Genomic DNA, 26217 nt, shown 5'->3' with positions numbered 1-26217 from the left:
TGTGATCAATGTATGTAAATTGATAAATATGCAATGAGCCATTTATTGCTCATTAAAAATCAACAAGCACTGCGATGAAGCCGCTCTCTAAGGGTCAACATAGTCACTTCGATTTAACCCATAACGCACCATCTTTTGGTTCAATGTTCGACGAGGTAAATCCAAATCTTGCATAACATCATTGATGCGTCCCTGATAACGAACTAGCGCATCATGAATCACTTTCCGTTCAAAGCTCTGCACTTGAACCGCCAACGGGATGCCTGCCGTTGTGGACTCTGTGACAGAATTGGGACGACACGCCAAAATATCACCAACGGTCAGGCTTTCATCCAGCGCAAAACGAATCGCAACATTACGCAGTTCACGCACATTGCCCGGCCACCCATACGAGAGCAGTGCATAGCGATCAGCCTCACTGGCTATACGTGTTTCGGAATTGGCTTCTTGGGTGAAGTGTTCAAACAAAAGTAAGGCATCTTCTTCACGCTCACTGAGTGGAGGCAAATGCAGCTGGGCAACATTCAAACGATAGAATAGATCTTGGCGAAAGTCGGGGTGATTCAGTAGATCGCTTTTCGAGGCAGAGACCACTCGTAGATCAACATGTTGTTGCTGATTCCCCCCCACGCGTTCGACGACATTATCTTGCAAGGTGCGCAGCACTTTTACCTGCATCGACAGCGGCATACTCTCTATTTCATCAAGGAACACTGTGCCTTTGTCGGCAAATTCCAGCTTACCAATGCGTCGTTTGGCCGCACCAGTAAACGCTCCGGCTTCGTGTCCAAACAGCTCGCTTTCAAAGAGATTTTCTGGGATTGCGCCACAGTTGAGCGGAACAAACGGATGGGTTTTACGTTGGCTGAATTCATGTAAGCAAGAGGCGACCAGCTCTTTACCACAACCCGTTTCACCATAGATGATCACGTTGGTGTCTATGGAAGCGACTTTCTGGATTTGCTCGCGCAGTTCACACATCACTTTACTGCGACCGATCAGCACCTGTTCAATGCCCTTAAGGTTATCCAGATAGTTCTGACGACTGTTTCTGTCTTGGCCACTTTGATGTTTATCTACCGCTTCCGATACCGTTTGAGACAGACGCTCTGGGTCGAATGGCTTCTCAATGAAGTCATAGGCACCTTGCTGTAAGGCTTTCACCGCCATATCGACATCACCATGCCCAGTAATCAAAATAACAGGCACATCTGGCACAAGACCTTTGAAACGCCCTAGCAGATCAACACCATCAATATCAGGTAAACGAACATCGGTGATAATGGTTTGAAAATCACCCTGCTCTACGGCGTTTAACGCATCTTGTCCTACTTCAAATGCGGTGACATCGAAGCCCGCCAGCTGCAACCATTGGCTGGTTGCTTGACGCACAATCGCGTCATCTTCAATTAAAGCAATACGCTGCATAGTTTGGTTCCGCCACTCTACATCTGATTAATATCGTCCACGGTATGTAAAAAAACCTCAGACGAAAAGGAGCTAGCTCCCACTTTGAATAACACTCCTTTAACAGTTTAATAATGTTTGTTAGCTTCGATTTGTCTCACTCTCCATTCGCTTAAAAAGCAAACATAAAACCTTGTCAAACCACTAGCTCAAAGAGGCAAGCCACTAATTTTAAAGGGATTTGATCAGAAATGATGAATAACAATCGATATTGGTTATTCCTATGTACCTGTTTATTGATTGGTTTGGTGCAGGTCACCACCAAGAATGGCATCAGCCAGTGGAAGCTTGAACAAGCCCAACGCTATGCCGAACAGCGCTTCCTTGGCTACATTGCCGAAGCAAGGCGAACCCTTAAGCGTTTCTATTATCTGCCCTACCTAGTAACCAATGATGAAACCAGTGTGCGCTTCATTGATGGTGAAGCCCGCCTAGAAAAACGCATTAAGAAGCAGCTGATTCAATTGGATAAAGCCGCCAACACCAAGGGCTGGTATCTGCTTTCTGGCGAAGGGGACTTGTTGGTATCGAGTGTTGAAAGAAGCAAACTGAGCAATAAGAACGCCAGTACAATTGTTTCGAAGATCCACCAACAAGGTGGTGCGATTTCAGTGGTGACAAAAAACAAAGGCGTGACACCCGATTACTTCATAGCGGCACCCGTATATCGAGCCTCTGATGTGGTTGGCATTGTCGCGGTGCAAATCGATTTGTCATTGTTAACCGATCAATGGTTTGCCGATGGTGAGGCGATACTGTTTCAGAACCCTCGCGATCAGTTCTTTCTCTCCAGTGACAACAGGTTGAGTGCCGATTGGTTCAATGACACCTTCAATTCTCAGCCCACAGCGACAAAACGTGAGCTGTATGACCAAACCCATATTCGCGTGTGGCGATTGCAAGATAAAGATTACCTAATTCAGTCCATCAAGTTAGACGATCTGAATTGGCGTTTAACCTACCTAACGCCATTAACCAGCCTCAACCAGACCACGAACTGGATCAGCTGGAGTGTGGCGGTTGGCTGTCTTTTCATTCTGTTACTGTTGGTTATTCTTTACCAAAGACGCCAGAAAAAGCTCAGCAATCTGAGAATCCAAAAGCTTATCGAAGAGTCTGAGAAACGACTGTCTGGGATGATCAATAAAACCCATGTTGGGTTAATACTGATCGATAAACACGGACGCATTCACGATATCAACCTGATGGCGAAGAACTACTTTTCACTATCTGATTCAATGATCAATAACATCAAGGCGTGGCAGTTATTTGAGGCAGGTAACCCGAATTCAACCACCTTGCAACTGCTCAAAAACTTAGAGCAGCATCAAGAGCTGGCCGAGATAACTAGCGTCGAAACCATGGCAAGACGCAGCGATGGCAGCTACTTCCCTGTTTTATTCTCTATTAGCGCCTTTCCTTGGCATGCGACGACTTACTACCTGTGTACCGTAATCGATATCAGCAAACGTAAGAAAGCCGAAATTGCGGTGCAAAACGCCAATAAAACGCTACAACTGCGGGTCGAAGAGCGAACTCAAGATCTAAAAGATGCGCAGCAAGAACTTGTCGAATCTAGCAAACTGGCTGCACTAGGGCGGATGTCGAGTGCGATTACTCATGAACTCAATCAGCCGCTTACTGGCCTAAAAACCCTACTTTCGAGTAACCAGTTGCTGATGGAAAGAGGCGAGACTAAGATGCTGAAAGCGAACATGGATCTGGTGATGAGCCTAATCGACCGAATGGCTAACATGACTAGCCAGCTGAAGTCATTCGCCTTTCAAAGGCTTGAGAAACCTTATCCTGTTTCCCTAACAGACGCACTGCAAGAAACCTTGCGAATTCATCAAGCCGAACTGGAAAACGTCGATATTCGCGTGCGTGTCGCTTCCAATATTTCGATGGTAATGGGAGAAGAGGCGCGACTTCGTCAAGTGCTTGGTAACCTGCTTAGAAACGCTGTCGATGCCACGCAGAATCAGAAACCAGCAACCATTGTGATCAGCGCTCATACCGAGCAACAACGCGTGATCATCAAGGTTCAAGATAACGGTTGTGGTGTGTCTGAAGATCAACTCGAAACCATTTTCGAACCATTTCATACCAACAAAAAGATGGGCGAAGGCTTGGGGCTCGGGTTGGCTATCACAGCGAACAACGTGCGCGATATGCAAGGCACATTAATAGCGAAGAACAATTCAGACCAAGGCATGACATTTACGTTAACACTAAACAATAGCGATAGTGAGTAGTTACTTACACAGACCTTGAACTCCACATTCTATTGAAGCGCTAGAACTAAAAAACCGCCCACAGAGGGCGATTTTGATTCACTTATTGGCGTGTGACTTATTCACTAATCCGTTAACGACTTACTCAGCTAACTGCTTCAACAACAGTTCTGTTGGGCGCACAATCGCGATGATCGATTCATCGTAGATTTTCGCTGAATCAGACAGTATCGCTTGGTAGGCATTCACGTCAGCTTCTCTTACCTTCTCGCCAGCTTGCGCTTTAGCAATCAAAGTTAATGCTAAATCTGCAACTTCAACGGTTTTCTCTGCAACCACCACAGTCTCTACCGAAGACACGTTACCAGCGAAGACAGTTTCCGCCGCTAGTGCAGCTGATTTTGCTTGCTGATAATGCTCTGCAAGTTGCTCTAGCGCCTGCTGATTGCCTGTCGCCACTTCATTGACCAAGTCTTGCATCTCATACACCGCGTAGCTTTCTACTGGCAAAGCATCCACGAAGCGATTTAGGCGCTCGTATTGGCTGTACAAGGTGCCCTTAGGTTCAGTGGAGTTCCACTTTTCCCAGTTGCGAGCATAGTATTGAGCCGGCTCGGTGTATTTCGCTAGCACGCGCAGGTCGTGAATATCTTGGCCTTTGGCAATGCGCTTCAACAGCATATCAGCATCTGCGTGATGACGTAGCCCTACCGATACTTCCGACCATGTATCCATTGCTTTCATGCGCTTATACATACTGCGTTCGTCTGTCAGTTCTGCATCCGACCAGAAACGTTCTGCAATTGCATAACTGCGAGGCCATAGGTAGTTTTCGACCGTGAGGCTGTCTTTGTTTTCTAGCCACATGGTGATCTCGCCGCCTAAAATCAGCTCTTTTTCTTTGTCGGTTAGCTCCGCGGGGTAGCCTCCGTTTGGCTCAGGGATCACGCTGCCTTCTACATCGCTGCTCGCAATCACTTCGCCTGTGGTTGGCCAGCGCACGTTACCAATTAACTGATAGCTGCCTTCCGCAAACCCATTTGGATTCAAGTTCAGGTTGAATTCGGTATACGACATGAAGTTATCGAAGTGGCCGACAAAGGTTTTACCCGGCACATAATCAAGGATGTAGATCTCTTCACGAGACTTACCGTTGTAATCACTGAACGCGCGGAAAGTACCGTCTTGCGCTTCAATGATAGTCAGTGTTCCCTTACGTGGGCTGCCTTTAGAGCGAGGCTTTTGCCATTGGTAAGTCACAAACTTCTCACCACTGTGCAGCTTATCGTCAACCGTGATGCCACTTGGCATTGGATCATTGCGATAGTGGTAACTGGTTGGCTGAGGTTGGTCTAGGTAGTAACCCGTAGACAGAATACCTGGGTAGCCCTCTTTCGCCGCACGACCGATACTGTCGTGTCCTTGCCAGCTTTGAATCACGATAGAAGTTGGCAGATCTTTATGCCAAATCTCATCCCAACCCGTCATCTTCTTGCCACGCTCTTCCAGCATCTTTTCAACTTTTACGTTGAGGTAAGACTGTAAGCCGCGCTCGCCATCGATATTGTTCTCTTCGATGAACTCTTGGTGCTTTTCGCTGTTTTTCCATTGCGCATAGTTCGGCTCATCGCCACCGATGTGGAAATACTCGTCTGGGAACAGCTCGGTCACTTCATCAAATACGTCGCCCAGCATTTCATAGAGCTCTGGATTCAATGGGTCCATTAATGGTTCAAACACGCCCCAACCACGCTCTTGCTCATAGCTTTGACCTTCACCACCCGACATCAGGCGCGGGTAAGCATAAGCAACCGCAGAAGAGTGACCCGGAAGAGACACCTCTGGAATCACACGAATACCAAGATTACGAGCGTATTCCACTAAGTAACGGACTTGGTCTTTGGTGTAGTAGTTACCATCAGCGGTTTCAGACCACAAACGTGGCCAAGATTCCGTTTGAATGCGGATACCTTGATCGTCCCAGAAGTGCCAATGGAAAACGTTCATCTTCGCCGATGCCATCGCATCTAACTGACGAATCAGCACATCGAATTCGATAAAGTGACGAGAGGTATCGTAAGAGACACCACGCCAGCGGAAGCGAGGCTCATCGACAATCGTGACAGCAGGAATGTGGTAGCCAGTCGCTGTGGTTTCAACGAGCTGTAAAAGGGTTTCGATGCCGTGAATAGCGCCATATGGGCTTGGTGCGCTCAGCGTGATTTGCTCACCCTGAGTCGTAATTTTGTAAGACTCTACAGAGTCGATGTTCTGTACTTCAGACTTTGGCGCCGCGTCGATATCAATGATCAGGTTCGCTTCGTCTGCGCTATCAACCTGCCAGTTTAGAATCGGCACGCCAGTTTGGCGCTCTAGGCGATCGATAAAGCGTTTCGCGGTGTATTCAACGCGATCAGAGTTAAAGCCTTTGATGTAAACCTTGAAGTTACCGTCGACCTTAACTTGCCCAGCTTGCAGCTCGACTGTTTGTGGATACGGCATTAAATTTAGATCGGTATTCGGAGCCATTGCTAACGCCATTGGGGACACTACTGAACTTGAAATCAATAGAGACAATATAGTTTTTTTCATTATTAGTTTTCCTATATAACGGGCGTTCTGTTTTGTTTATCGGAGGCAATTCACAAAACAGAACCATCAACCACTGCTGTTGTTTATCTTTATTTAAAACACTTATCTTTATTCCAAACGCTTCTCGTTAGTTCACAAGAGCGACCGCTTCTCGGACTAACTCCGCGATCTCGTCCCACTGTTCGTTCTCGATCATCTTCGGAGATACCATCCAAGTACCGCCACAGCACACCACGCGATCCACAGCTAGATAGTCATTAACGTTGTGTTTGCCGATACCACCAGTAGGCATTAGCGACACATCAACGTAAGGTGCGAGTAAAGATTTCACCATGTTGATGCCGCCAGACGCTTCTGCAGGGAAGAACTTCAAGAAGTTAAGACCAAGCTCTAGCGCTTGCTCTACTTGGCTTGGGTTGTTTACGCCCGGAACGATTGGCATGCCGATCTCTTGGCAGCGTTTTACGGTGTTTGGATTCAGGCCCGGTGCTACGATGAATTCGCTGCCCGCCTCTTTCGCAAGGTCGATCTGCGCTGGCGTTAATACTGTACCAGCACCGATACACATCTCTGGGTAGGCATCACGCATCGCACGAATCGAATCCGCTGCCGCTTCGGTACGGAACGTCACTTCTGCGACTGGCAGGCCGTTTTCTACTAACACTTTTGCTAGTGGAATCGCATGTTCCACCTTGTTGATTTGAATAACAGGGATAACTTTGAACTGCTTAAGTGTGTTGATCATTTCTTGAGACATAATAAATTCGCTTTGTTTTTCTATTTTTTAATTAAGTGATTCATAGCGCTTACCGGGATGATCGCGCCTGAGTATTGAATAACGGTAGAAGCCAGTTGGTGACCCAGTTCAGCTGCATCATTGGTGCTCTCACCTGTAAGACGCGCCGCCAGATAACCCGCAGCGAAGGAGTCACCTGCTGCGCAGGTGTCGACCACGTTAGAAACACGAGTCGCGGATACATAACTCTCAACAACATCGCCTTGTTCAACTTGAACAATCTTGCATGGCTCACAGCCACGTCTGATGACGATCTCTTGGCAGCCTAAGCGAAGGCAGCGTTGTTGAACGCTCTCGCCATTGCCCCAAACCAGCAGGTCGTCGTCTTCGGTAATCAGTGCAATGTCGACCAATGGTAGTAACTTGGCGTACCAATGCTGAGCTTGTTCAGTCGTCCAAAGTTGCGGGCGATAGTTGTTATCAAAAATCAGCTTGCCGCCTTGATTTGAGAACACGCTAATAGCTTTGAATAAGCGCTCACGATAGGCGTCATCTAAAATCGCGATACTGATACCGCTGATGTAAACCGCATCGACTTGTTTCTCGGTCAGGGCGATTTCAAGCTTATTCAGATCACTAGCTTGAAAGTAAGATTTGACTGCCGCGTCGTTGCGCCAGTAATGAAAGTGTCGCTCGCCTGTCTCGTCGGTTTCAACCATGTAGAGTCCAGGAAGCTTGTTCGCAATGCGTTCGACGAAATTGGTTTGAATGCCTTCTAGTTGCCAGCTATCAATCATATTTTGAGACAGCTCATCACTGCCAAGCCCTGTCGCATAGTGCACAGAGAGGTTTTGATGTTGAGTTAAGCGAGAAAGGTAAAGTGCGGTATTAAGTGTATCACCGCCAAACTTTTTGGTTAATGGAGAGCCGCTGATTTCGACCATACATTCGCCAAAGAAAGCAATATTGAAATGAGAAGATGCAGGCATAGCCGATCCTAAAATAGAGAGATATATGTGGGAGAAGGCCCTGCCACTAAGCAGGGCCTGAATTAAGCAAACCAGTTGTGGAGACTAGGTTTAGCTTGTTTGATTTGCAGGACGTTGAGGTGCCGCTTCTTTTTCAAGTACGCCAGTCTCAGACATTTCCATCTCCATCAGAGCACGCTCGTCATCAAGAATCGCTTTTGCCATTTCAGGTGTTACTTGGTTAGCCGGAGTCACTAGGCTCACAACCACACCTGCCGTTAGAGCAAACAGACATGATGGGATAACTGGGTTGCCCCAGAAGGCTGTGTAGTCAGCGTTTAACATTACTACGAATGAAGCTACAGAAGCACCCGCTAGTGTTGCAAGCGCACCTTGCCAGTTGTAGCGTTTCCAGAATTTACCCAACATACCGCACACAAACATGCCCGACATAACCGTTGAAATCATCTTAGTGATGTAGCCAATGATGTCGTTTGACGTCAGTGCGAACAGTAGTGCGAAGCCAATCACCACAACCAAAGCTAGACGAGAGTAGTTCAACATTGATTCTTTGTTTGGTACGCGGCCTGTGAACATCACGTACACGTCACGCAGTAGGATAGATACACCGGCAATCGCATCTGAGCTTGCACTCGACATGGTTGCTGATAGACCTGCGATAAGAACAATCATGCCTACGCCAACTGGAAGAACCGTTGCAGCTACGTATGGGAACGAGTAGTTCGGGTTATCCAATGATGGGTCGATTGCGTGCGCAGCCATACCAATGATTGCTGGAATAATAGAGAAGAAAAGGTACAACACACCAGAAGCGACAAATGAGCGACGGATAGTTGAAACATCTTTACCAGAGTAGATACGCTGACGGAATGAAGGTGTTGCAAGTACGCCCACACCGATAACCACAGCCAGAGAAACAGCAGGCAGAATGCCCAGTTTATCGATTGCTAAAAAGCTTGTAGCAGCAGGGTCCATCGCAGCGTAAAGGTTATCCATGCCACCAATGTGATCAACAGACATTACCGCCATTAGGATGAAGCCAGCAAAAAGGATGATTGCTTGAATCGTATCGGTCCATACAACTGCTGTGTAACCACCGATAACAACGTAGATAGTGAAAGCTGCAGCAATAATAATTTTCGCAAGGTTAAGGTCGATGTCTGCAATCCACGCTAGGTACATGCCGCCACCTAGAATGTGCGCACCTAACCAACCGATTGACGCGATAAAGATAAGTAGGCCAACCACGTTTTTTACGATTCGGTTAGCGCCAACGTAATAAGCCAGCTCTTCACTCATGGTCATGAAGTTCAGTTTACGAACCGGAGCAAACCAAAGTGCAAGCAATAGGATGCCCACAGCACCGCCAATTCCGTACAGAGCACCTGCCCAGCCATTTGCGTAGCCGAAGCCAACCGCGCCCATACTTGAACCCGTGCCGACCATAGTCGCAACCGTTGTACCAAGTACTAAGAATAATGGCAGGCCACGGCCGCCTAATAAGAAATCTTCGCCAGATTTTTGATTACGCGAGACAAACCAGCCTAACCAAATTAGAAAACATACGTACACGCCGAAGCCTGTAAGAAAAAGTGTGCTGTTCATTTGACACCTCTCAGTGAAATATTGAGTTCATTCTTGAACTTTATTTATGATTCATTCATTTTTATATTTCATATAATTACTTTATTGATTTTATCTATTTTAATTAAAGTAATTTTTATAAATGTAGGGTGAGAGTATTAAAGGATAATAACAGGGATGACTAACCCCTAATACTCTCTAAGTAGGTAATTGTGATTAGGTTATTACTAAACGCGATCCGCGCGGTAGCAAGTCACATCTACTTCAACCTTCACGTCTACCACTAGGTCACAGACCATGCAGATACGAGCCGGTGGGTTAGCACCGAAGAACTCTTTGAATACCTTATTAAAAGATTGGAAGTAACGAGAATCCGTTAGCACAACCTTTACGTGCATTACGTCTTCTAGGCCGTAGCCCGCTTCAGTCATGATATCGACACAGTTTTGGATCGCTAGGCGAGACTGGTCAACAATGCCACCCTCTACCACTTCACCATCTGTCATCGGTGTCTGGCCAGAAACGTATAGGAAACCACCCGCTTCAGTTGCGCGTGCAAATGGTAAATGTTGTCCGCCTGTACCTGTACCGCCTTCAACACCGTAACGTTTAATAGTCATTTTTTAACTCCACTTCTTTATAGATAATATTGGTTCTGTTCCAATATATTTAAATTAATTCGTCGTTTTCTTATTACTGTATATTTAATAAAATAATTAAATTCTAATTACGGTAAATAAAAACGCCTGAACGATTATTTTTTACTTTTCCTTTTTGGTAAGTTAACTCACCATTTACAAATACACTTTCGATTCCCTCAGCAACTGAAATAGGGTTTTCAAATGTTGCTGTGTCTTTAATATTCTTTGGATCAAATAAAACTAAGTCGGCAAATGCGTCTTGGCGAATCTCACCTCTTCCCGCGAGGTTGTAGCGCTTCGCAGACATTCCGGTCATTTTGTGAATCGCTTCTGGCAGCGCAAACAGTTTTTCATCTCGGCAGTAGTGGCCTAAGACTTTCGGGAAAGTGCCCCACAATCTTGGATGTGGATGCGGGTCATTTGGTAAACCATCAGAACCAACCATGGTCAGCTTGTATTTCAATACGCGCTTTACGTCGTTCTCATCCATGCAGTGGTAAACCGCACCGGCTGGTTGAAGCGCTTTTGCTGCGTCCATCAGTGGTAGGTTCATCTCATCAGCAATCTGCTTAAGCGTTTTGCCTGCATGTTCAGGCTTTGCTTTAGACCAAGTGATGAAGATGTCGAAATCGTCTGTCACCTGTTTCAGATCTAATGTCGAAGAGCTCGCTGAGTATGGATAGCAGTCGCAAGACACATCTTGGTGCTCTGAAACCTTGTCCATCAAATCAAGCACTTCAACAGTTCTGCCCCAGTTGCCTGCACCTGCACATTTAAGGTGAGAGATAACAACGGGTACTTTCGCGTATTGCCCGGTCTCAAACGCTTCTTCCATCGCGCTTAAGATCTCTTCGAATTCAGTACGCATATGCGTGGTATAGATACCGCCATGACTAGACAGCACTTTCGCTAACTGCATCACCTCATTCGCGTTGGCTTGCTTCGCACTTGCGTAAGCCAAACCTGAACTCAAACCCAGTGCACCCTGCTCCATCGCTAAATCAAGGTTGCTTTGCATTGCCGCGATTTCTTCTTCGCTTGCGGTGCGTTGCAGGTCGTCCATCACTTGGTTACGCAGTGTAGTGTGGCCAACTAATGCTGCTACGTTCACCGCTGGTTGCGCTTGCTCTACCGCTTGTGCATACGCCGCAAAAGTTGGGTATTTAAAATCAGCCTGCGCACCTAAAAGATTCATTGGGTCAGGTGGATCGCCAGCCAAAACCGTTGGCGATGCGCTGATGCCACAGTTGCCAACAATCACGGTTGTCACACCTTGGCTGATCTTAGGTAGGCAGTCTGGGTAACGAATTACGTTGGTATCGTCATGTGTATGTACATCGATAAATCCAGGAGCCAATGCTAAGCCTGCTCCCTCAACCAACTGGCCACAATCTTCGTGATCGATTTGACCAATTTCGGCGATTTTTCCATCAAGGATTGCTACATCGGCACAAAACGATTGTTCGCCGGTGCCGTCAAACACCTCTACATTTTTGATTATCGTATCGAACAACATTTTTCACTCTCTCAATCCACTGTGTTGATGGAGCTATATTAGAAATCCAGCCGATTATTTTCAGTGACAAAACACACATAATATTTTAATTTGTGTGATAGTTTCTATCACAAAACACATTATAGATATATTTAAACATTAAATAACAACCACTTAAATCATGTTAGGAATCAGCAATGAAACATAACCCTGCACAAAAAGATGTTATAAAGTATCAAAAAGATAGTTTCATCTTGACTGAAAAAGGCCAAAAAGGGAGAGCAGTATCACAATCTGAGAACGGTGTTTATCGACTGGTTGATGAAGACATTTCGCTTCCGGTAGCAATTATCAAACAATCAGCGTTGACCAATAACCTGAATTGGATGCAATCATTCGCCGATCATCATCAGGTTAAATTGTCGCCACATGGCAAAACATCGATGACGCCTGATTTCTTCCGTCAACAGCTAGAAAATGGCGCTTGGGGAATTACCGTTGCGACACCTGCACAAGCAGAAATTGCAGCAATGGCAGGCGCAAAAAGAATCATCATGGCTAACCAATTGGTAGGTAAAACCAACATGGCGATCATCGAACAGCTTATTAGTGAGTTCGACGTTGATTTCTATTGCTGTGTGGATTCATCGGTAAACGTGCAGCAACTCAACCAATACTTCGCCAACAAAAAGCAGACGCTAAAAGCTCTAATCGAGTTTGGTGTTCCGGGTGGCCGTTGTGGTTGTCGTTCACCTCAAGAAGTTTTAGAACTGGCTCAAACCATTCAAGATACGCCTGCACTTTCGCTAGCGGGTATTGAGGTGTATGAGGGCGTGATTCATGGCGACAATGCCGAGCAAGACATTCGTACCTTCTTAAACCAAGCGCTGACCTCGGTCGAAAGCCTCGCATCAGACGGTTTAATTACCGGTCAACCTATCATCACTGGTGCAGGTTCGGCTTGGTATGACGTGGTTGCAGAATGTTTAGCGAACCTAACCGATTACTTGGCGATCATCCGCCCGGGCTGTTACGCGATTCACGACACAGGTATCTACCTAGACGCTCAAAGCAAGGTGTTGCAGCGTGCCCAAGTAAACCAAGGTTACGCGTGCGAATTGGGTGGAGATCTCGAATCGGCACTTGAGGTATGGGCGTATGTAATCTCTCGCCCAGAACCGACCAAACTAGTTGTTGGGCTAGGCAAGCGTGATGTGGCCTTTGATGCGGGGTTACCTATTGCCGAACGCGGCTATCGCAATGGCGAAGCTATCTCTGTGAAAGGGCTGACTGCGACCGCCGTGATGGATCAGCATACCTTTGTTGAAACGGACGGCTCTTCTGAAATTGAAGTGGGCGACATGATTGCATTCTCAACCTCACACCCGTGTTTAACCTTCGATAAGTGGCGCTACATTGCCATCAGCGATGACGACCATCAGGTAACAAACTGGGTGGAAACCTGCTTCTAGTTCGATTTTTCAATAAGCTAGAATCAGCGAAGCAATAAGATATACTAACGGGGCTAAGGCTTAGTTTTTAATGGATTAGTGCTCATAAAAAGCTAAAGAGCTTGCTTCTTACGAGCTAGATTCTTAATAACTAGGTAATAACGATTAGCCCCATCAACAAAGGATCAGGATTCTTGAGTTTAGAAGTAGATATCATTTCACAGATAACGGAGCGTTTTCCCGCTCTTCGTGATGCAGAGAAAAAAGTCGCTAAGCTGATCATGGACGACATTGATTTTGCTGCCAATGCCAGCATCACAGAGCTTGCTGAAAGCGCTCAAGTGAGTGAAGCCACCATTACACGTTTTGCTAAAGCGATCGGTTGCAGCAACGTACGTGATATGAAGATTAAGTTGGCTCAGACGCTAACCGTTGGCCAGCGCTTTATCCTCGAACCGGTTGACCAAACGGGTTATCAAGGTATCTACGAATCGATCAAGCAAAGCCTAGACATCAACCGCACCTTGTTCAAAGAGCAAGACGTTGAAACCGCAGTCAGCTGGCTGCATAACGCCAGACAGATCATTGCTATTGGTATGGGTGGTGGTTCAACCATTGCTTCTCAAGAGCTGCAACATCGACTGTTTCGTTTAGGCTACCCAGTGGTGTCGTACAACGATGGCTTGATGTCACGTATGGTTGCTGCCACGGCAGATGCTAATGACGTAATGGTGATGATCTCTGCGACTGGCTTTACACCAGTGATCACAGAAACGGCAGAGCTGGCTAAGCAGTACGGACTTAAGATCATTGCGATTACCCCACAAGATACACCGCTAGCAAAAATTGCCGATATCTTGTTACCCATCAAGCATATGGAAACCGACTTCATCTACAAGCCGTCGGCTTCTCGCTACGCTATGTTGGCGTTAGTGGATGTGCTTTCTATGGGAATCGCAGTCAATCACAAGAACCGCTCGCGCGACAAACTGCGTCGCTTGAAAGTTGCGCTCGATTCTTACCGAGGCGGTGGCGATAGACAGCCTCTCGGTGATTAACGAATCAAGGATAGAATGAGCTTAAATTCACGCGCGCGGCAGTCTTTCACAAGCTCGTATAAGCTCATTTCTAATCCTGTGATTTGGATACCAGCATCCATTAGTCGACGGATTGCCAGATCTTTGTTGAGTGCCGTTCGTGAGCTAACACAGTCGCCAACTACCTGAACCTTGTACCCAAGTTCCAACAACCCCATTGCGGTTTGATAAACACAAATATGAGCCTCAATACCACACACTAACCAAGTCTCTACATCCTTGGCTTGAACCGCCTCAACAAACTTGGGCTCATCACACGCGTTGAAAGTGAATTTAGGTATCGGCTTTGCATCATTCAGCAAGTCATTAAGTTCGTCGACTGTAGCACCTAGCTTCTCTGGGTTCTGCTCCAAACGAATAATTGACAGCCCCAAAACCTGCGCTCCTTGAGCTAACTTCCCGCAATTAGCAATCAGCGTATCGCTCTCATCAACAAGGCGTGCGAGCTTGCCTTGTACGTCCACAACCACCAAACCTGTGTTTTGTTTCGTTAGCATGTTTATTCCTTGTTTTAAACAGCCTGACTCACTAAGCAACCTGATGTGTATTTTTTCTACTATGTAACGATTCAGCTTACAAAGCCATACAGTAATACATACAAGACTACGGAATAATACTCACCAACGGTCGAAAGGTCGCAAAATAAAAATTATTGATACTGGCATGACATTTAAGAGTGAGTAACAAAGATGAACAAGATAACGAAATCAGCATTAGCACTGGGTTTAATCAGCGCAGTTTCTCTTCCAGCTTTAGCAGCAGGTACTGACGGCGGTGCGTACATTGGTGGCGGACTTAGTGTCTACCAAGATTCTGACACAGACGGTCACGGTAGCTTAGATTCAGATGGCATGGGCTACAACCTATACGGCGGCTACCAATTCAACCGTATCGTAGGTGTTGAACTTGGCTACACAGATTACGCAAACTACAAAAATAGCGCTGAAAAGCTGTCTCCGACGTCTGTTTCTTTGTCAGCAAATCTTGGTTACACATTCGACAACACAATCCGCCCATTCGTATTGGCTGGTTTAAGCTCTGTTGACCTAAACGCAAATAAGAGTGCTGGTTACGCTGATGACAGCGGTACGGGTTTCCACTTTGGTGTAGGTGTTGAATACACGCCAATCGAACACCTAACGCTACGCTTAATCTCGCAAGCGGATGCAGTAAGCGTAGACGACACGGTCCAATTTAAGAACTCTCAGATATCAGCTGGTGACCACACGCTTGCCTTCAAAAGCATTAGCTTCGGTGGTTCATACAACTTCTAATGTGATTGAACCACATAGAATAAGCTGAACATACTAATTCACTTTGCTGTTCCACCTTGTCATGAAGGTCACTCAGTAAAGTAAATTTTTTGTATCTACACACCTTAGCGTCATTTCACTTTAGCCAGTTTATCGCTCACCATCACTGATTGAGCTTTATGCGTTGATATTAGAGCTTTCTTGGTAGCGAGACTAAAATAAAGGGATAAGTGACACAGGAAGACAAGACCTATGAATCTACCACGCTTAAACATGTCGATAAACAAACTCCCTTTCGTTTTGGCAGTGTATTACCTGCTTGTCATTAACTTGCCTATCTCACGCGAGCTGTTCAATATTCTTAGTGCCTCACAAGCCGAAAGCATTGGGTTTATCATCTCGATCCCATTTTTCTTTCTCGCCGCATTCAACTTTATCTTTCAAGTATTCAACTGGCCGATATTCGCCAAAGCTTTTTTTATCTTGTTACTACTTACTTCCTCTTTAGTCAGCTACAGCATGTTCAACTACGGCATTTTTGTAGACTATGGAATGATAGAAAACGTCTTCGAAACCAACAGCGGAGAGGCTGCTAGCTACCTAAGCAGCTATTCTATTTTATGGTTTGTTCTGATGGGAGGAGTCCCGTCACTGCTGCTTTTATTTACGGATCTTGAAAGAGAATCTTGGAAAGATTTTGCTATTGGGAAGGCGATTGGATTGCTCTCTTCGTTGATCGTCATTGCCATCATTGCCGGGTTGTTTTACAAAGATTATGTGTCGATTGGTCGTAATAACTCTCATCTTAAAAAGATGATCATTCCGACCGAATACGTAGCTTCAACAGTCAAATACATCAATAACACCTACATCAAACAGCCCATCCCCTATCAAGAATTGGGATTAGATGCTCAACTCAAGCCACAAGCAAAAGCGGCAACCAAACCGACCTTATTGGTGTTTGTTCTTGGTGAAACAGCACGTGTATATAACTACCAATATTATGGCTATGAGAAAGAAACCAATGCTCATACCAAACCCTATAATCCGATCTTTTTCTCTGATGTTCAGTCATGCGGAACAGCCACTGCGGTTTCTGTGCCGTGTATGTTTTCTAACATGAACCGAAGCAACTACGATCGCGACAAAGCCTACAACCAAGATAACGTAGTCGACATTATGAACCACGCGGGCATTCACTCTATCTGGCGAGAGCACGATGGTGGAGACAAGGCGGTCGCACATCGAATCAAAGAGATGACTCTCGTCGCCAAAGACAGCGACCCGCTGTGTAATAAAGATGTGTGCTATGACACAGCCATGCTAGAGAACTTCGAACAAGATACTCAAGTTCTTAAACAAGATAGCATCATTTTCTATCATATCTCCGGATCTCACGGCCCAACTTACTTTGAGCGATACCCAGAAGATCATAAGAAGTTTGTGCCAGACTGCCCACGTTCTGATATCGAAAACTGCACCAAAGAGCAAGTGGTCAACACCTACGACAACACCATCTTGTACACAGATTTCTTTCTATCACAGGCTATTCAGAAGCTAGAGAAACTCACCGATAAGTACAATGTTGCGCTGATGTACATTTCCGATCACGGAGAATCATTGGGAGAAAATGGCGTCTACTTACACGGCATGCCTTATTCATTGGCACCGAAAGAGCAAACCCATGTGCCTATGATAATGTGGATGTCTGATGGTTTCGCCGAGCAGAAAGGGATAAACCAGACCTGCTTAAGAAAGGCAGGCAAAGAACAGAGCTTCTCCCAAGATAACCTGTTCGACTCTTTACTCGGCCTAATGGATGTACAAACCAAAGAATACCGAGAAAACCAAGACATTTTTGCTGCGTGTCGGTAGTGCTTTTACTTATGTAAACCATCGGAAAACTCGAGTTGCCTGAACAAGCTCTCCTCAACTTCCCCTAAAAAGAAAAGACCTCGGTCTTTTCTTTTTTTCGTCGCTAACATGGAGCCAGAGTGCTAATTTATAACGACGAAACAATGAGCTACATTTAATAGAGACAATAATGGAAGAGTCCGTCGTACTCCAAAGACCAACATGTCTTATTAGACTTCATCTCACTCACATCGCTCATTGAACTTACCACGATTAAGCTCAGTTCAATACCGCGCCTGAATGGCGCATAATATCAATGTTTACGTCATATCATTAAGGACAAATGAATGGACGCTTTCATAATTTCAAGCTGGCAATTTTCTGAGGGGGTGGCACATGAACACACCACCAGCCCAGCCTCATTCGAGCAATCAACTTGGTATCACTGCCAAAGAGATGCTGACGGTTTGAGAGAATGGCTCCACAGTAATACGGTTCCAAATGCCATCATCGATTCATTACTCACCGATGACACCCGCCCTCGGTTCGAACAATTTGGCCACGACTGTTTTTTGATGATTCTGCGAGGCATTAATCTAAACGAAGGTGCTAACCCTGACGACATGCTTAGCCTACGCATCTTATGGTACAAAGGCACTTTAATATCGACACGTAAAGTTCCTTCAAAAGCGGTCAGTAATCTGATATCTGATCTCAAACAAAACCAAGGCCCTACATCATTACCTGATGTGTTGTTGGGCATGATCCGTGGAATCAACCACAGTATTTCAACCTTCCTAGCACCCGTCGAACTATTAATTGACGAGTTAGAATCTACATCCAATATCGACATAAGATCCATTAACGCTCTACATTCAAGGCTACTCAGACTAAGGCGTTATTTGAAGCCACAGAAATACGTTTTTGAAGATTTAATGAGTGACCTACCTGCGCCATTGAGTAAGCACAACAGTCATATAAAGAACAGCCTTGATACCATCCTGAGAATTAACGAGTCTGTTGAGTTTTACATCGAACAAATTAATGTATTTTTAGCGAGCCTAAGTCAGCAACAAGCTGAAAAAATGAATAGAAATACGTACCTATTTTCTATCATTGCAGGTATTTTCCTCCCTGCTGGGTTTTTCACCGGTTTACTGGGTGTCAATATCGCTGGGATACCCGGAACAGATAACCCGATAGCATTTCCACTATTTTGCGTTGGGCTGCTCGTGGTCATAGCGGCAGAGGTCGTTATTTTGAAAAAATTGAGGTTTATTTAATGGTTGAGTTTTTGCAATCCAATATGTGGCTTAGACAAGTAGTTTTAGGTTTACTTCTTATCACTGTGTATTGGGTGATCAAACGCTTAGGTAAGAACTGGATAGAAACATTAGCGGAAAATAAACGTGTCGAATTGAAGCGAAAGCAGTTCGTGATTAAGTGTTTCAATATTGTTCTGTTTCTACTCTTCATCGCTGTGTTTACGATTGTTCTTAACTTGGGTTTTGGTGATATTTCTCTGTTCTTGTCTTCGATATTTGCGGTGCTGGGTGTCGCTTTATTCGCGCAATGGTCGATTCTAAGTAACCTCACAGCCAGCGTACTAATATTTTTCGTCTTCCCTTATCGCATTGGCGACAGAGTAAGAGTCGCGGAGAAAGACGAAGACATCAGCGGTGTGATCATCGATATCACCATGTTCCATGTTATTCTTCGACACAGTTCGGGCAACATCATCACCTACCCTAATAACCTGATCCTACAAAAAGGCGTGATAAAGGTATTAGTTGAGCCTGAGTTAAAGAGTGAAACTGTCGATACAAAACTCATCAAAGCTGAAAATTCAGAATCATAAGATCTACTGGTGCCTTAGATATCGGCAAGTCAAACAGATAGACACAGCGAACTGATTCGTAAGATATTAAAAGAGCTTAGTTCGACATGGATTGCAAAACTTGGCGATAAAGGACATTAGAGAGAAGCTTCAATAAGGTAAAAAGTCTAACACCCAATACTTACGCCAAACAAGGCGGATTAACCATAGATGTGTATGGTGGAGTGAGATCTGACTAACCCACCTTTTCTCTATGACGAACGCACTGTTTATAACGTACACCTCTGTCTTTTGTGCCCCATTCGTAGCAAGTTTTATTGAGTTTAGATTTGCGACTAAATATACTGGGGACATCATCAGACGGAGGACAAAAATGAATAATAAAAACAAACATATAGTTTTAATTCATGGTCTATATATGCCTGCGTTGATCATGCAGTATCTGGATAGAAACTTCAAAAAACGCGGCTTTACAACGCACAAGTTTGCCTACAACTCGCTGCGTTTCCCTTCTGCAGCCAAACGCCTCAATCGCTTCGTGAATGCTCGCTTTAATGAATACGATGAGGTCTATTTCTTTGGTCACTCACTCGGTGGCTTACTCATTCGTCACTACTTTAAGTTTTATCAGCCCAATTTTGCCGACACCTGCATTATTACCGCAGGGACGCCGCACAATGGGGCAACTATCGCCAAAACACTGTCGAATCATGGGCTTGGTTTTATATTTGGTTCGAGCAAAATGATCTTAAGCGATGGCCTGGGTGACTACGATATTGATGTGCCGATTGGCGTGATTACAGGTACCTACAACGCCGGAGTCGGACGTATTGTTCTGGGAAGAAACCCGGGCGATGGCACAGTCACACTCGAAGACGCCAACCTGAGAGGAGCAACGGATACTTACGCCCTCAAACTCAACCACACGGCGCTCGTCTACTCCAAAGAAGTCGTAACACTGTCGGCTCAGTTCATCGAACACAGAGCTTTTAAGGACGCTTCATAGCTTATTTCCATTAGCTTTTGCGCGTTGACTCCTGTATCGAGCTCTGTTCTCTTATATGTGAAAGACAAAAACAAAAATACCACTCTGCGATAAGAGTGGTATTCAAAGATTCATTACTGAAAGTGAGTGCTTGTTACAGACGATTTACTCGCGTTGGTAAAAACACCTCACCCAACATGCATCGCACCGAACCACCGCCAATGTCTTCAATCGTTTTCACGTTAAATGGCAGCAGTTTTCCATGCGTCGAAAGCTGAGCTAACTGGGCTGGAGAAAACGCATCGTAAGCCGATTGAGACATCGCGATCACCTTGTCGCCATTCACGGTTTCAAGCTGCAGGATGTTGCCACAGAAACGGTTCATCTGATCAATTGAGATAGAGATAACCTGCTTATCTTTAGCAAGCGACTTCACCACAAAGCGGCGTTCAAACTCAGGAATCACTTCATCACAGATCACGCAGAAGTTATCGCCAATCGCCATCATCACATTGGTATGGTAAATCGGTTGGCCAGACGGTAATGCCGTTTGGAACGAGACCACGCGAGAATAACCAATGCGCTTCGCATAATCTTCTAACACTTCGCGGTCACAACGCTGAGAAAGCGCAGCGTAGATGGTCTTGTTGATATGGTCGATAACCATCACGCCCGTGCTCTCTAGATAAGAACCTTGCGCGATGTAAGACTCTAGAGACTCGCTATGGTTAACAATGCGACCCGACGCTTCTAACGCTTCAATAAGAGCATTTGGCTTAACTTCATTCTGACGGTTTTCACACGCCATAGGGAACGTGAATAAGCTTCCATCACTACAGGTACTGAACCAGTTGTTTGGGAAAACAGCATCCGGAGTTTCAACGCCCAATTCTGGGTAATCAAACTCTACAACTTGCACACCTTCTTTACGCAACGAAGCGACCATAGCTTTAAATTCGGCCATCGTTTCTACTTTCACCTCAGCTTCGGTCAGATTAACTCTGTGCTGAAATTCGTTATCACGTGCTGTTTCTTCGTTAAATTTAAACTCTTTTGGTGGCACCATAACAACGCAATTGGCGTTTTGAACATTAGTGATATGAAGTGATTTTTTGTGTAGGTTTAACATTTCAACCGTCCCTATCTTTTATTTACTTCAGAATTGTAAACAACTTGTTACGACAAGATTCACTGAAAAGAATATTTATTTGAATATTTATCCCAAACAATTACTGCAGATCTTAGATTAATCGGTAATTTTTACTGCAAGATAACAGCACATCAGAAAGAACCAACTGTATGCATATTCGTTAAGTCACTTTATGGATAAATATTCTGATTCCATTTTCTCGCCCATCACGAGTTTTGATTACAATTCAATCCATTTAACGTTAGGATTATCACCGTTGCATAACAATCAATTACGTTTGAAATAAGCTTAACTTTTCCTGTCTAATTCAATCTAAAATAAGCGTCATGAAAGACACTCTTTGGACCTTTCCTGTATCGCTTAGACAAAGTTTTAGTGTTTTAAAGCCAAGTGCCTAAATAGGCGCTAGAACAAAATCCATCGAATGACTTAATACTGATAAGAACCCATGGGCGCTTATATAATTTCAAACTAAGACAGTTAAATTTCGAATCAAGACCATAAAAACAAAGCTGCACCAACGATGCAGTCGCTTATAGATGCACTAGTTTATAAAGGGAAATCTATGTACAAGAAATTTGAAGGCTTTACTGAAGCCTTTCCAAAGGGAGAGCCGATACAACCTCCTACTGGCATACTGGCATTCTGCCGCCATTACACTCGAGGTTTCGAAAAACCATTGATTTTGCTCGGGTTGATGAGCATGACCATCGCGATCATCGAAGTCGCGCTGTTCGGTTACATGGGGCAATTGGTCGACTGGCTATCAACAAGCAACCCAGACACTTTCTTAGCAGACAACGAATCGACATTGATGGGGCTCGGTATTCTGCTGTTGGTTGTGATGCCAATCTTGATCAGTGTTTACTCGCTATTGCTTCACCAAACTTTGCTGGGCAACTACCCAATGTCGATTCGTTGGTTAGCACACCGCTACCTTTTGAAGCAAAGCCTGTCCTTCTATCAAGATGACTTCGCCGGACGTGTCGCGACCAAAGTGATGCAAACCTCGCTTGCAGTGCGCGAAACTGTGACCAAGATGGTCGATGTGTTTGTCTACGTGACGGTTTACTTCACGGCGATGCTGTTCATGCTTGCTGAATCAGATTGGCGCTTGATGGCTCCGATGCTGATTTGGCTATTCGTTTACATCGGTATTCAACTGCACTTCGTGCCAAAGCTAAAAGACGTGTCTTCAGAGCAAGCGGATGCTCGTTCACTGATGACAGGTCGTATTGTTGATAGCTACACCAACATCGCGACGGTGAAATTGTTCTCACACAGTAAAAGAGAAACCGAATACGCCGAAGAAGGCATGGAAGGCTTCCTAGATACTGTGCACCGCCAAATGCGCTTGGTAACCGGCTTCAACATCTGCGTGGAATTCGCTAACTATCTATTGGTGTTCAGCATTGCGGGTATCTCTATCTACCTATGGCTAGATAGCGCAATCACCGTGGGTGCAATCGCGATTGCGGTCAGCTTGGCTCTGCGTATTAACGGCATGTCGAAATGGATCATGTGGGAAATTGGTGGTCTGTTTGAGAACCTTGGTACCGTGATTGACGGCATTAAAACTCTGTCTAAGCCTATTGCTATTGAAGACAAGAAAGACGCGAAGCCTCTGGAGGTTCCACAAGGCGGTATCAACTTCGACAATGTAAGCTTTAACTACGGTGAGAATAAGGGGGTGATCAACAACCTAAACCTCAACATCAAACCGGGTGAAAAAGTGGGTTTGGTTGGCCGTTCAGGTGCAGGTAAATCGACCCTAGTTAACTTACTACTGCGTTTCCACGATGTAGAAAGTGGTCGCATCCTGATTGATGACCAAGAGATCTCGAGCGTTACTCAAGATTCTCTGCGTAGCAACATAGGTATGGTGACCCAAGATACCTCACTGCTGCACCGTTCGATCAAAGACAACATTCTTTACGGTCGACCAGAGGCATCAGACGAAGAAGTATACGCGGCAACTAAACAAGCACACGCGCATGAGTTTATCGAAACGCTAACCGACCCGTTTGGCAACATTGGTTACGATGCTCAAGTAGGTGAACGTGGCGTTAAGCTTTCTGGTGGTCAGCGTCAACGTGTCGCTATCTCACGTGTTCTTTTGAAAAATGCACCACTATTGGTTCTCGATGAAGCAACTTCTGCACTCGATTCTGAGATAGAAGCGGCCATCCAAGAGAGCTTAATTGAGCTAATGGAAGGCAAAACGGTTATTGCGATTGCACACCGCCTGTCGACCATTGCAGCGATGGATCGCCTGATCGTACTTGATGCCGGCAATATCGTAGAAGAAGGCACGCACCAAGAGCTGATTAACCAGAATGGTATTTATGCGCAGCTATGGAATCACCAAACCGGTGGCTTCATTGCCGATGACCTTGAGCAAGCTACAAACGCTTAATTTTTGTGCTATTTTAAAAGTGCGATGTGATTCACAGCAATTTGTTTATTAGCGGTAAATTACACATGGCAGAATGTTATGTCGTAATTATATAATGACATTAACACCAAAGACGCCTCGCTTGCGCGTTCTGGAATAAGGCTAGACTTCGGGGGGAGGCTAGCCTTTTTTATGCCTGCTATTTGGCGCTCTTTGCTACCTGTCCAATAAACTTCATCGATCCTTTTGTTTTTTTCTTGGCGTTTTTTTCTTAAAATGCGCGCAATATTCTTTCTAGAGATCAACCATGAACAAAAGTGTCTTAACTAACGTTATTGCGTTAGCACTGCTTGCTGGCGGCTATGCGACAGCAAACCAATACTTGCTTTACGCAGGCCTATTCGCCTTTTCTGGTGCCATCACCAACTGGCTTGCGATTCACATGTTGTTCGAGAAAGTACCCGGCCTATACGGTTCAGGCGTTATTCCAGCACGCTTTGAAGAGTTCAAGGCAGCCATCAAGCAACTGATGATGGAGCAATTCTTTACAGAAAGTAACATCGACCGCTTCCTAAGCAGCGAGATGACAGGAAAGTCGCTCAATCTAGAGCCTGTGATTCAGAAGATCGACTTTAACCCTGCATTCGACTCACTGGTGCATGTTATCGAGAACTCTCAGTTTGGCGGTATGTTGGCAATGTTTGGTGGCACAGAAGCACTAGAGCCAATGAAAGCGCCGTTTGTTGAGAAGATGCAAGAATCTGTGATTGAAATCAGCAAGAGTGATTCTGTAAAAAATGCCATCAAAGACGAGCTAGAATCGCCTGCGATGATGGATGAAATCAAAGAAAACATTGAGGCGATCATCGATCAGCGCTTGAATGAACTAACACCTAAGCTGGTTAAAGAGATGGTTCAGACCATGATCAAGAAACACCTTGGCTGGCTTGTGGTTTGGGGCGGTGTATTCGGTGGTGTGATTGGCTTAATCTCTGCGGCCATTACGCTTTAAGGCGAACAAGTTTATCGGATTGCTCTTTATCTGACGCTCAACAAAAAATGGAAGCTTATTGCTTCCATTTTTTATATCTAAATCACGTTGGTAAGCGAAATTAGGCCACTATTTTAGAGTTGCCAACAACTCAGGGTTCACGCCGAAGCCCTTTTTATGCTCTTCAATCACCACTTCACTACGTGTCTGAATCACACCAGGCAAGGTGCCCAGCTTGGTGGCCATAAACGCTTGGTACGCCTTCATGTCTTTCACTCGAACCTTGATCATGGTGTCAAAGTCACCCGACAATGAGTAGCACTCTTCCACCTCAGGCATCATTTCCACGGCTTGGGCAAATTTGTCGAAGATCGAAAAGCTAGTCTGATCGAGACGGATATGGATAAAGACTTGAACATCGAGTCCCAGCTTTTCTGAACAAAGCTCAGCATGATAGCCCGTGATGTAGCCCTCTTTCTCCAATCGCTTGAGTCTATCAGAGCAAGGTGACGTCGTAAGGTTGACCTGTTTTGCCAGTTCAACAACAGGTAAACGCCCTTTCATATGCAGAATTCTTAGTATCTCTTTATCGATACGATCGAGCTGATGCTGAGACATAACATTCCTTAAACATTCTAAATTCCGCTCAGTATATTCCATACCAAGTGCAATCGAAGAAAACCTCGCTCACACATTTAAAAACTAAATGCACGGATGACATTCACGCCAGATATAAACACATACAAATAGATAAGAACCCTTATAAATCAAACTCTGGTTATTAACAAATTATTATAGAAATGACCCGATTAACAAATAAGTTGAGCCGGAAACGAAAGAAAGGATATAGGCCAAAGTGAATAATATAATTATCAAAGAGAAAGGATGACTCTATTATGAAAACGCAAGAACTCGCATATAAACCTTACGGTATTGGTTCATGGACACACGTAACGGTATCAACAGATGTTGCTCAGGCACTAGCAAATGAATACTCAAACTATGGATGGGAAGTGAAGATTGATGGCAATGCCATTGAAGCTGAGCTTGCACTCAAGGCTGCTTAGAAACACAAAAACCTCCTAGCACGGAGGTTTTTTGAATCAAGTTAGTAAGCACTTACTATGAGTTAGGCTAGGCCAACTTGGGGAACAGCACTTCCAGTTTCGCAACGACAATTGCACGTGCGGCAGAAGTGCTGAGTTTCCATATCGTAGTACAGGTTTCCACTAAATAGTTTTGACGTCCATTGCATCATACGGCCAGAAGCTGTCTCGGGCTCTGATTCACAACGTTTCATTATAGACTTATGTAGTGTTGTTTTTTTACATCCTTTGCAATAGAGATCAGGCATACCTTTGTCCTATAGGTCTTTAGTGGTTACTGACAATTGACACATCATGTCCAATTCGGTTCCACAATTCACCGAGCTAATGACAAAAGTGAGCGCCAAGTTCAAAAAATAG

At 45.0% G+C, this 26217-nt stretch carries 21 protein-coding genes and 1 pseudogene; 12 read left to right on the top strand and 10 right to left on the bottom strand.

All coding sequences use genetic code 11. The features are described from left to right. Positions 1-87: 87 nt before the first annotated feature. Entirely contained in the window at positions 88-1428 is a 1341-nt protein-coding gene (locus AB4249_RS11100) for a sigma-54-dependent transcriptional regulator (protein WP_372103111.1), read from the bottom strand. 230 nt (positions 1429-1658) lie between these two features. Here AB4249_RS11100 and AB4249_RS11095 point away from each other — a divergent pair, with 230 nt between their 5' ends. Further along, positions 1659-3722 carry an ATP-binding protein gene (locus AB4249_RS11095; protein WP_017065171.1) on the top strand — a complete coding sequence of 688 codons (2064 nt, stop codon included), beginning with the start codon at positions 1659-1661 and terminating at the stop codon, positions 3720-3722. Between the two features lie 120 nt (positions 3723-3842). On the opposite strand, the gene AB4249_RS11090 is transcribed toward AB4249_RS11095, so the two are convergent. The 6 genes from AB4249_RS11090 to AB4249_RS11065 form a co-directional block, all read right to left on the bottom strand. Beyond that, a complete protein-coding gene (locus tag AB4249_RS11090; protein ID WP_372103108.1) occupies positions 3843-6293 on the bottom strand; it encodes a family 20 glycosylhydrolase in 2451 nt (816 codons plus the stop codon). Positions 6294-6420: 127 nt separating this feature from the next. Next, a complete protein-coding gene (locus AB4249_RS11085; protein WP_017070148.1) occupies positions 6421-7050 on the bottom strand; it encodes a bifunctional 4-hydroxy-2-oxoglutarate aldolase/2-dehydro-3-deoxy-phosphogluconate aldolase in 630 nt (209 codons plus the stop codon). Between the two features lie 20 nt (positions 7051-7070). After that, positions 7071-8018 (bottom strand): sugar kinase, encoded by a 948-nt coding sequence (locus tag AB4249_RS11080; protein WP_372103105.1) that lies wholly within the window; start codon positions 8016-8018, stop codon positions 7071-7073. Between the two features lie 90 nt (positions 8019-8108). After that, positions 8109-9623 (bottom strand): sodium:solute symporter family protein, encoded by a 1515-nt coding sequence (locus AB4249_RS11075; protein WP_372103102.1) that lies wholly within the window; start codon positions 9621-9623, stop codon positions 8109-8111. A gap of 206 nt (positions 9624-9829) precedes the next feature. Next, on the bottom strand, positions 9830-10222 hold the full coding sequence (locus tag AB4249_RS11070) for a RidA family protein (RefSeq protein ID WP_017065166.1): 393 nt from the start codon (positions 10220-10222) through the stop codon (positions 9830-9832). A gap of 103 nt (positions 10223-10325) precedes the next feature. Next, on the bottom strand, positions 10326-11759 hold the full coding sequence (locus AB4249_RS11065; RefSeq protein ID WP_017065165.1) for an amidohydrolase family protein: 1434 nt from the start codon (positions 11757-11759) through the stop codon (positions 10326-10328). A gap of 176 nt (positions 11760-11935) precedes the next feature. On the opposite strand from AB4249_RS11065, the gene AB4249_RS11060 reads away from it, so the two are divergent. Together AB4249_RS11060 and AB4249_RS11055 are read left to right on the top strand one after the other, a co-directional pair. Further along, positions 11936-13210 (top strand): amino acid deaminase, encoded by a 1275-nt coding sequence (locus AB4249_RS11060; protein WP_017062020.1) that lies wholly within the window; start codon positions 11936-11938, stop codon positions 13208-13210. A 173-nt stretch (positions 13211-13383) separates the two neighbouring features. Then, complete coding sequence (locus AB4249_RS11055; RefSeq protein ID WP_017062019.1) at positions 13384-14247, top strand: MurR/RpiR family transcriptional regulator; 864 nt, start codon at positions 13384-13386, stop codon at positions 14245-14247. Here the strand turns inward: AB4249_RS11055 and AB4249_RS11050 are convergent. Continuing rightward, positions 14244-14783, bottom strand: coding sequence for a hydrolase (locus AB4249_RS11050; RefSeq protein ID WP_017065162.1), 540 nt, complete (start codon positions 14781-14783; stop codon positions 14244-14246). The genes AB4249_RS11055 and AB4249_RS11050 overlap by 4 nt on opposite strands. Before the next feature lie 192 nt (positions 14784-14975). On the opposite strand from AB4249_RS11050, the gene AB4249_RS11045 reads away from it, so the two are divergent. The 6 genes and pseudogenes from AB4249_RS11045 to AB4249_RS11020 all read left to right on the top strand — a co-directional run bounded on the left by AB4249_RS11045 (position 14976) and on the right by AB4249_RS11020 (position 20236). Then, positions 14976-15560 (top strand): porin family protein, encoded by a 585-nt coding sequence (locus tag AB4249_RS11045; protein ID WP_065584469.1) that lies wholly within the window; start codon positions 14976-14978, stop codon positions 15558-15560. Between the two features lie 231 nt (positions 15561-15791). Continuing rightward, a complete protein-coding gene (locus AB4249_RS11040; RefSeq protein ID WP_372103099.1) occupies positions 15792-17414 on the top strand; it encodes a phosphoethanolamine transferase in 1623 nt (540 codons plus the stop codon). 326 nt (positions 17415-17740) lie between these two features. Beyond that, positions 17741-18676, top strand: a complete 936-nt coding sequence (locus AB4249_RS11035; protein ID WP_017062015.1) for a CorA family divalent cation transporter — start codon at positions 17741-17743, stop codon at positions 18674-18676. After that, the gene (locus tag AB4249_RS11030; RefSeq protein WP_372103096.1) at positions 18676-19251 is read left to right on the top strand and encodes a mechanosensitive ion channel family protein; all 576 of its coding nucleotides are present in this window, start codon (positions 18676-18678) and stop codon (positions 19249-19251) included. The genes AB4249_RS11035 and AB4249_RS11030 overlap by 1 nt, the downstream gene beginning before the upstream one ends. Positions 19252-19269: 18 nt before the next feature. Continuing rightward, positions 19270-19469: pseudogene (locus AB4249_RS11025) on the top strand (AraC family transcriptional regulator); the annotation flags it as partial. Positions 19470-19603: 134 nt separating this feature from the next. Beyond that, positions 19604-20236: an esterase/lipase family protein gene (locus tag AB4249_RS11020; protein WP_372103093.1), complete on the top strand. Its 633-nt coding sequence runs from the start codon at positions 19604-19606 to the stop codon at positions 20234-20236. A 133-nt stretch (positions 20237-20369) separates the two neighbouring features. On the opposite strand, the gene AB4249_RS11015 is transcribed toward AB4249_RS11020, so the two are convergent. After that, positions 20370-21344, bottom strand: a complete 975-nt coding sequence (locus tag AB4249_RS11015; protein WP_017061193.1) for an arginine deiminase-related protein — start codon at positions 21342-21344, stop codon at positions 20370-20372. Between the two features lie 586 nt (positions 21345-21930). Between AB4249_RS11015 and AB4249_RS11010 the strand changes: the two genes are divergently transcribed. Then, positions 21931-23781 (top strand): ABC transporter ATP-binding protein, encoded by a 1851-nt coding sequence (locus tag AB4249_RS11010; protein WP_372103090.1) that lies wholly within the window; start codon positions 21931-21933, stop codon positions 23779-23781. A 286-nt stretch (positions 23782-24067) separates the two neighbouring features. Beyond that, a complete protein-coding gene (locus AB4249_RS11005) occupies positions 24068-24772 on the top strand; it encodes a hypothetical protein (RefSeq protein ID WP_017065155.1) in 705 nt (234 codons plus the stop codon). A 108-nt stretch (positions 24773-24880) separates the two neighbouring features. Here the strand turns inward: AB4249_RS11005 and AB4249_RS11000 are convergent, their stop codons facing one another. Further along, a complete protein-coding gene (locus AB4249_RS11000; RefSeq protein WP_004732526.1) occupies positions 24881-25369 on the bottom strand; it encodes an Lrp/AsnC family transcriptional regulator in 489 nt (162 codons plus the stop codon). 278 nt (positions 25370-25647) lie between these two features. Between AB4249_RS11000 and AB4249_RS10995 the strand changes: the two genes are divergently transcribed. Continuing rightward, positions 25648-25818, top strand: coding sequence for a hypothetical protein (locus tag AB4249_RS10995; protein WP_372103088.1), 171 nt, complete (start codon positions 25648-25650; stop codon positions 25816-25818). The last annotated feature ends 399 nt before the right edge of the window (positions 25819-26217 follow it).

This window comes from Vibrio sp. 10N.261.55.F4 (assembly GCF_041470465.1).
Taxonomy (GTDB): Bacteria; Pseudomonadota; Gammaproteobacteria; order Enterobacterales; family Vibrionaceae; genus Vibrio; species Vibrio crassostreae_C.
Note: the sequence above shows the minus strand (reverse complement) of the source record. Positions and strands in the feature narration are given on the sequence as shown.

Coding starts and splice junctions, on each gene's coding strand:
- AB4249_RS11080 (WP_372103105.1), bottom strand. CDS start 8,018: ATGCCTGCATCTTCTCATTTCAATATTGCTTTCTTTGGCGAATGTATG.
- AB4249_RS11065 (WP_017065165.1), bottom strand. CDS start 11,759: ATGTTGTTCGATACGATAATCAAAAATGTAGAGGTGTTTGACGGCACC.
- AB4249_RS11010 (WP_372103090.1), top strand. CDS start 21,931: ATGTACAAGAAATTTGAAGGCTTTACTGAAGCCTTTCCAAAGGGAGAG.
- AB4249_RS11000 (WP_004732526.1), bottom strand. CDS start 25,369: ATGTCTCAGCATCAGCTCGATCGTATCGATAAAGAGATACTAAGAATT.
- AB4249_RS10995 (WP_372103088.1), top strand. CDS start 25,648: ATGAAAACGCAAGAACTCGCATATAAACCTTACGGTATTGGTTCATGG.
- AB4249_RS11040 (WP_372103099.1), top strand. CDS start 15,792: ATGAATCTACCACGCTTAAACATGTCGATAAACAAACTCCCTTTCGTT.
- AB4249_RS11100 (WP_372103111.1), bottom strand. CDS start 1,428: ATGCAGCGTATTGCTTTAATTGAAGATGACGCGATTGTGCGTCAAGCA.
- AB4249_RS11085 (WP_017070148.1), bottom strand. CDS start 7,050: ATGTCTCAAGAAATGATCAACACACTTAAGCAGTTCAAAGTTATCCCT.
- AB4249_RS11075 (WP_372103102.1), bottom strand. CDS start 9,623: ATGAACAGCACACTTTTTCTTACAGGCTTCGGCGTGTACGTATGTTTT.
- AB4249_RS11045 (WP_065584469.1), top strand. CDS start 14,976: ATGAACAAGATAACGAAATCAGCATTAGCACTGGGTTTAATCAGCGCA.
- AB4249_RS11035 (WP_017062015.1), top strand. CDS start 17,741: ATGGACGCTTTCATAATTTCAAGCTGGCAATTTTCTGAGGGGGTGGCA.
- AB4249_RS11020 (WP_372103093.1), top strand. CDS start 19,604: ATGAATAATAAAAACAAACATATAGTTTTAATTCATGGTCTATATATG.
- AB4249_RS11050 (WP_017065162.1), bottom strand. CDS start 14,783: ATGCTAACGAAACAAAACACAGGTTTGGTGGTTGTGGACGTACAAGGC.
- AB4249_RS11005 (WP_017065155.1), top strand. CDS start 24,068: ATGAACAAAAGTGTCTTAACTAACGTTATTGCGTTAGCACTGCTTGCT.
- AB4249_RS11095 (WP_017065171.1), top strand. CDS start 1,659: ATGATGAATAACAATCGATATTGGTTATTCCTATGTACCTGTTTATTG.
- AB4249_RS11060 (WP_017062020.1), top strand. CDS start 11,936: ATGAAACATAACCCTGCACAAAAAGATGTTATAAAGTATCAAAAAGAT.
- AB4249_RS11015 (WP_017061193.1), bottom strand. CDS start 21,344: ATGTTAAACCTACACAAAAAATCACTTCATATCACTAATGTTCAAAAC.
- AB4249_RS11070 (WP_017065166.1), bottom strand. CDS start 10,222: ATGACTATTAAACGTTACGGTGTTGAAGGCGGTACAGGTACAGGCGGA.
- AB4249_RS11090 (WP_372103108.1), bottom strand. CDS start 6,293: ATGAAAAAAACTATATTGTCTCTATTGATTTCAAGTTCAGTAGTGTCC.
- AB4249_RS11030 (WP_372103096.1), top strand. CDS start 18,676: ATGGTTGAGTTTTTGCAATCCAATATGTGGCTTAGACAAGTAGTTTTA.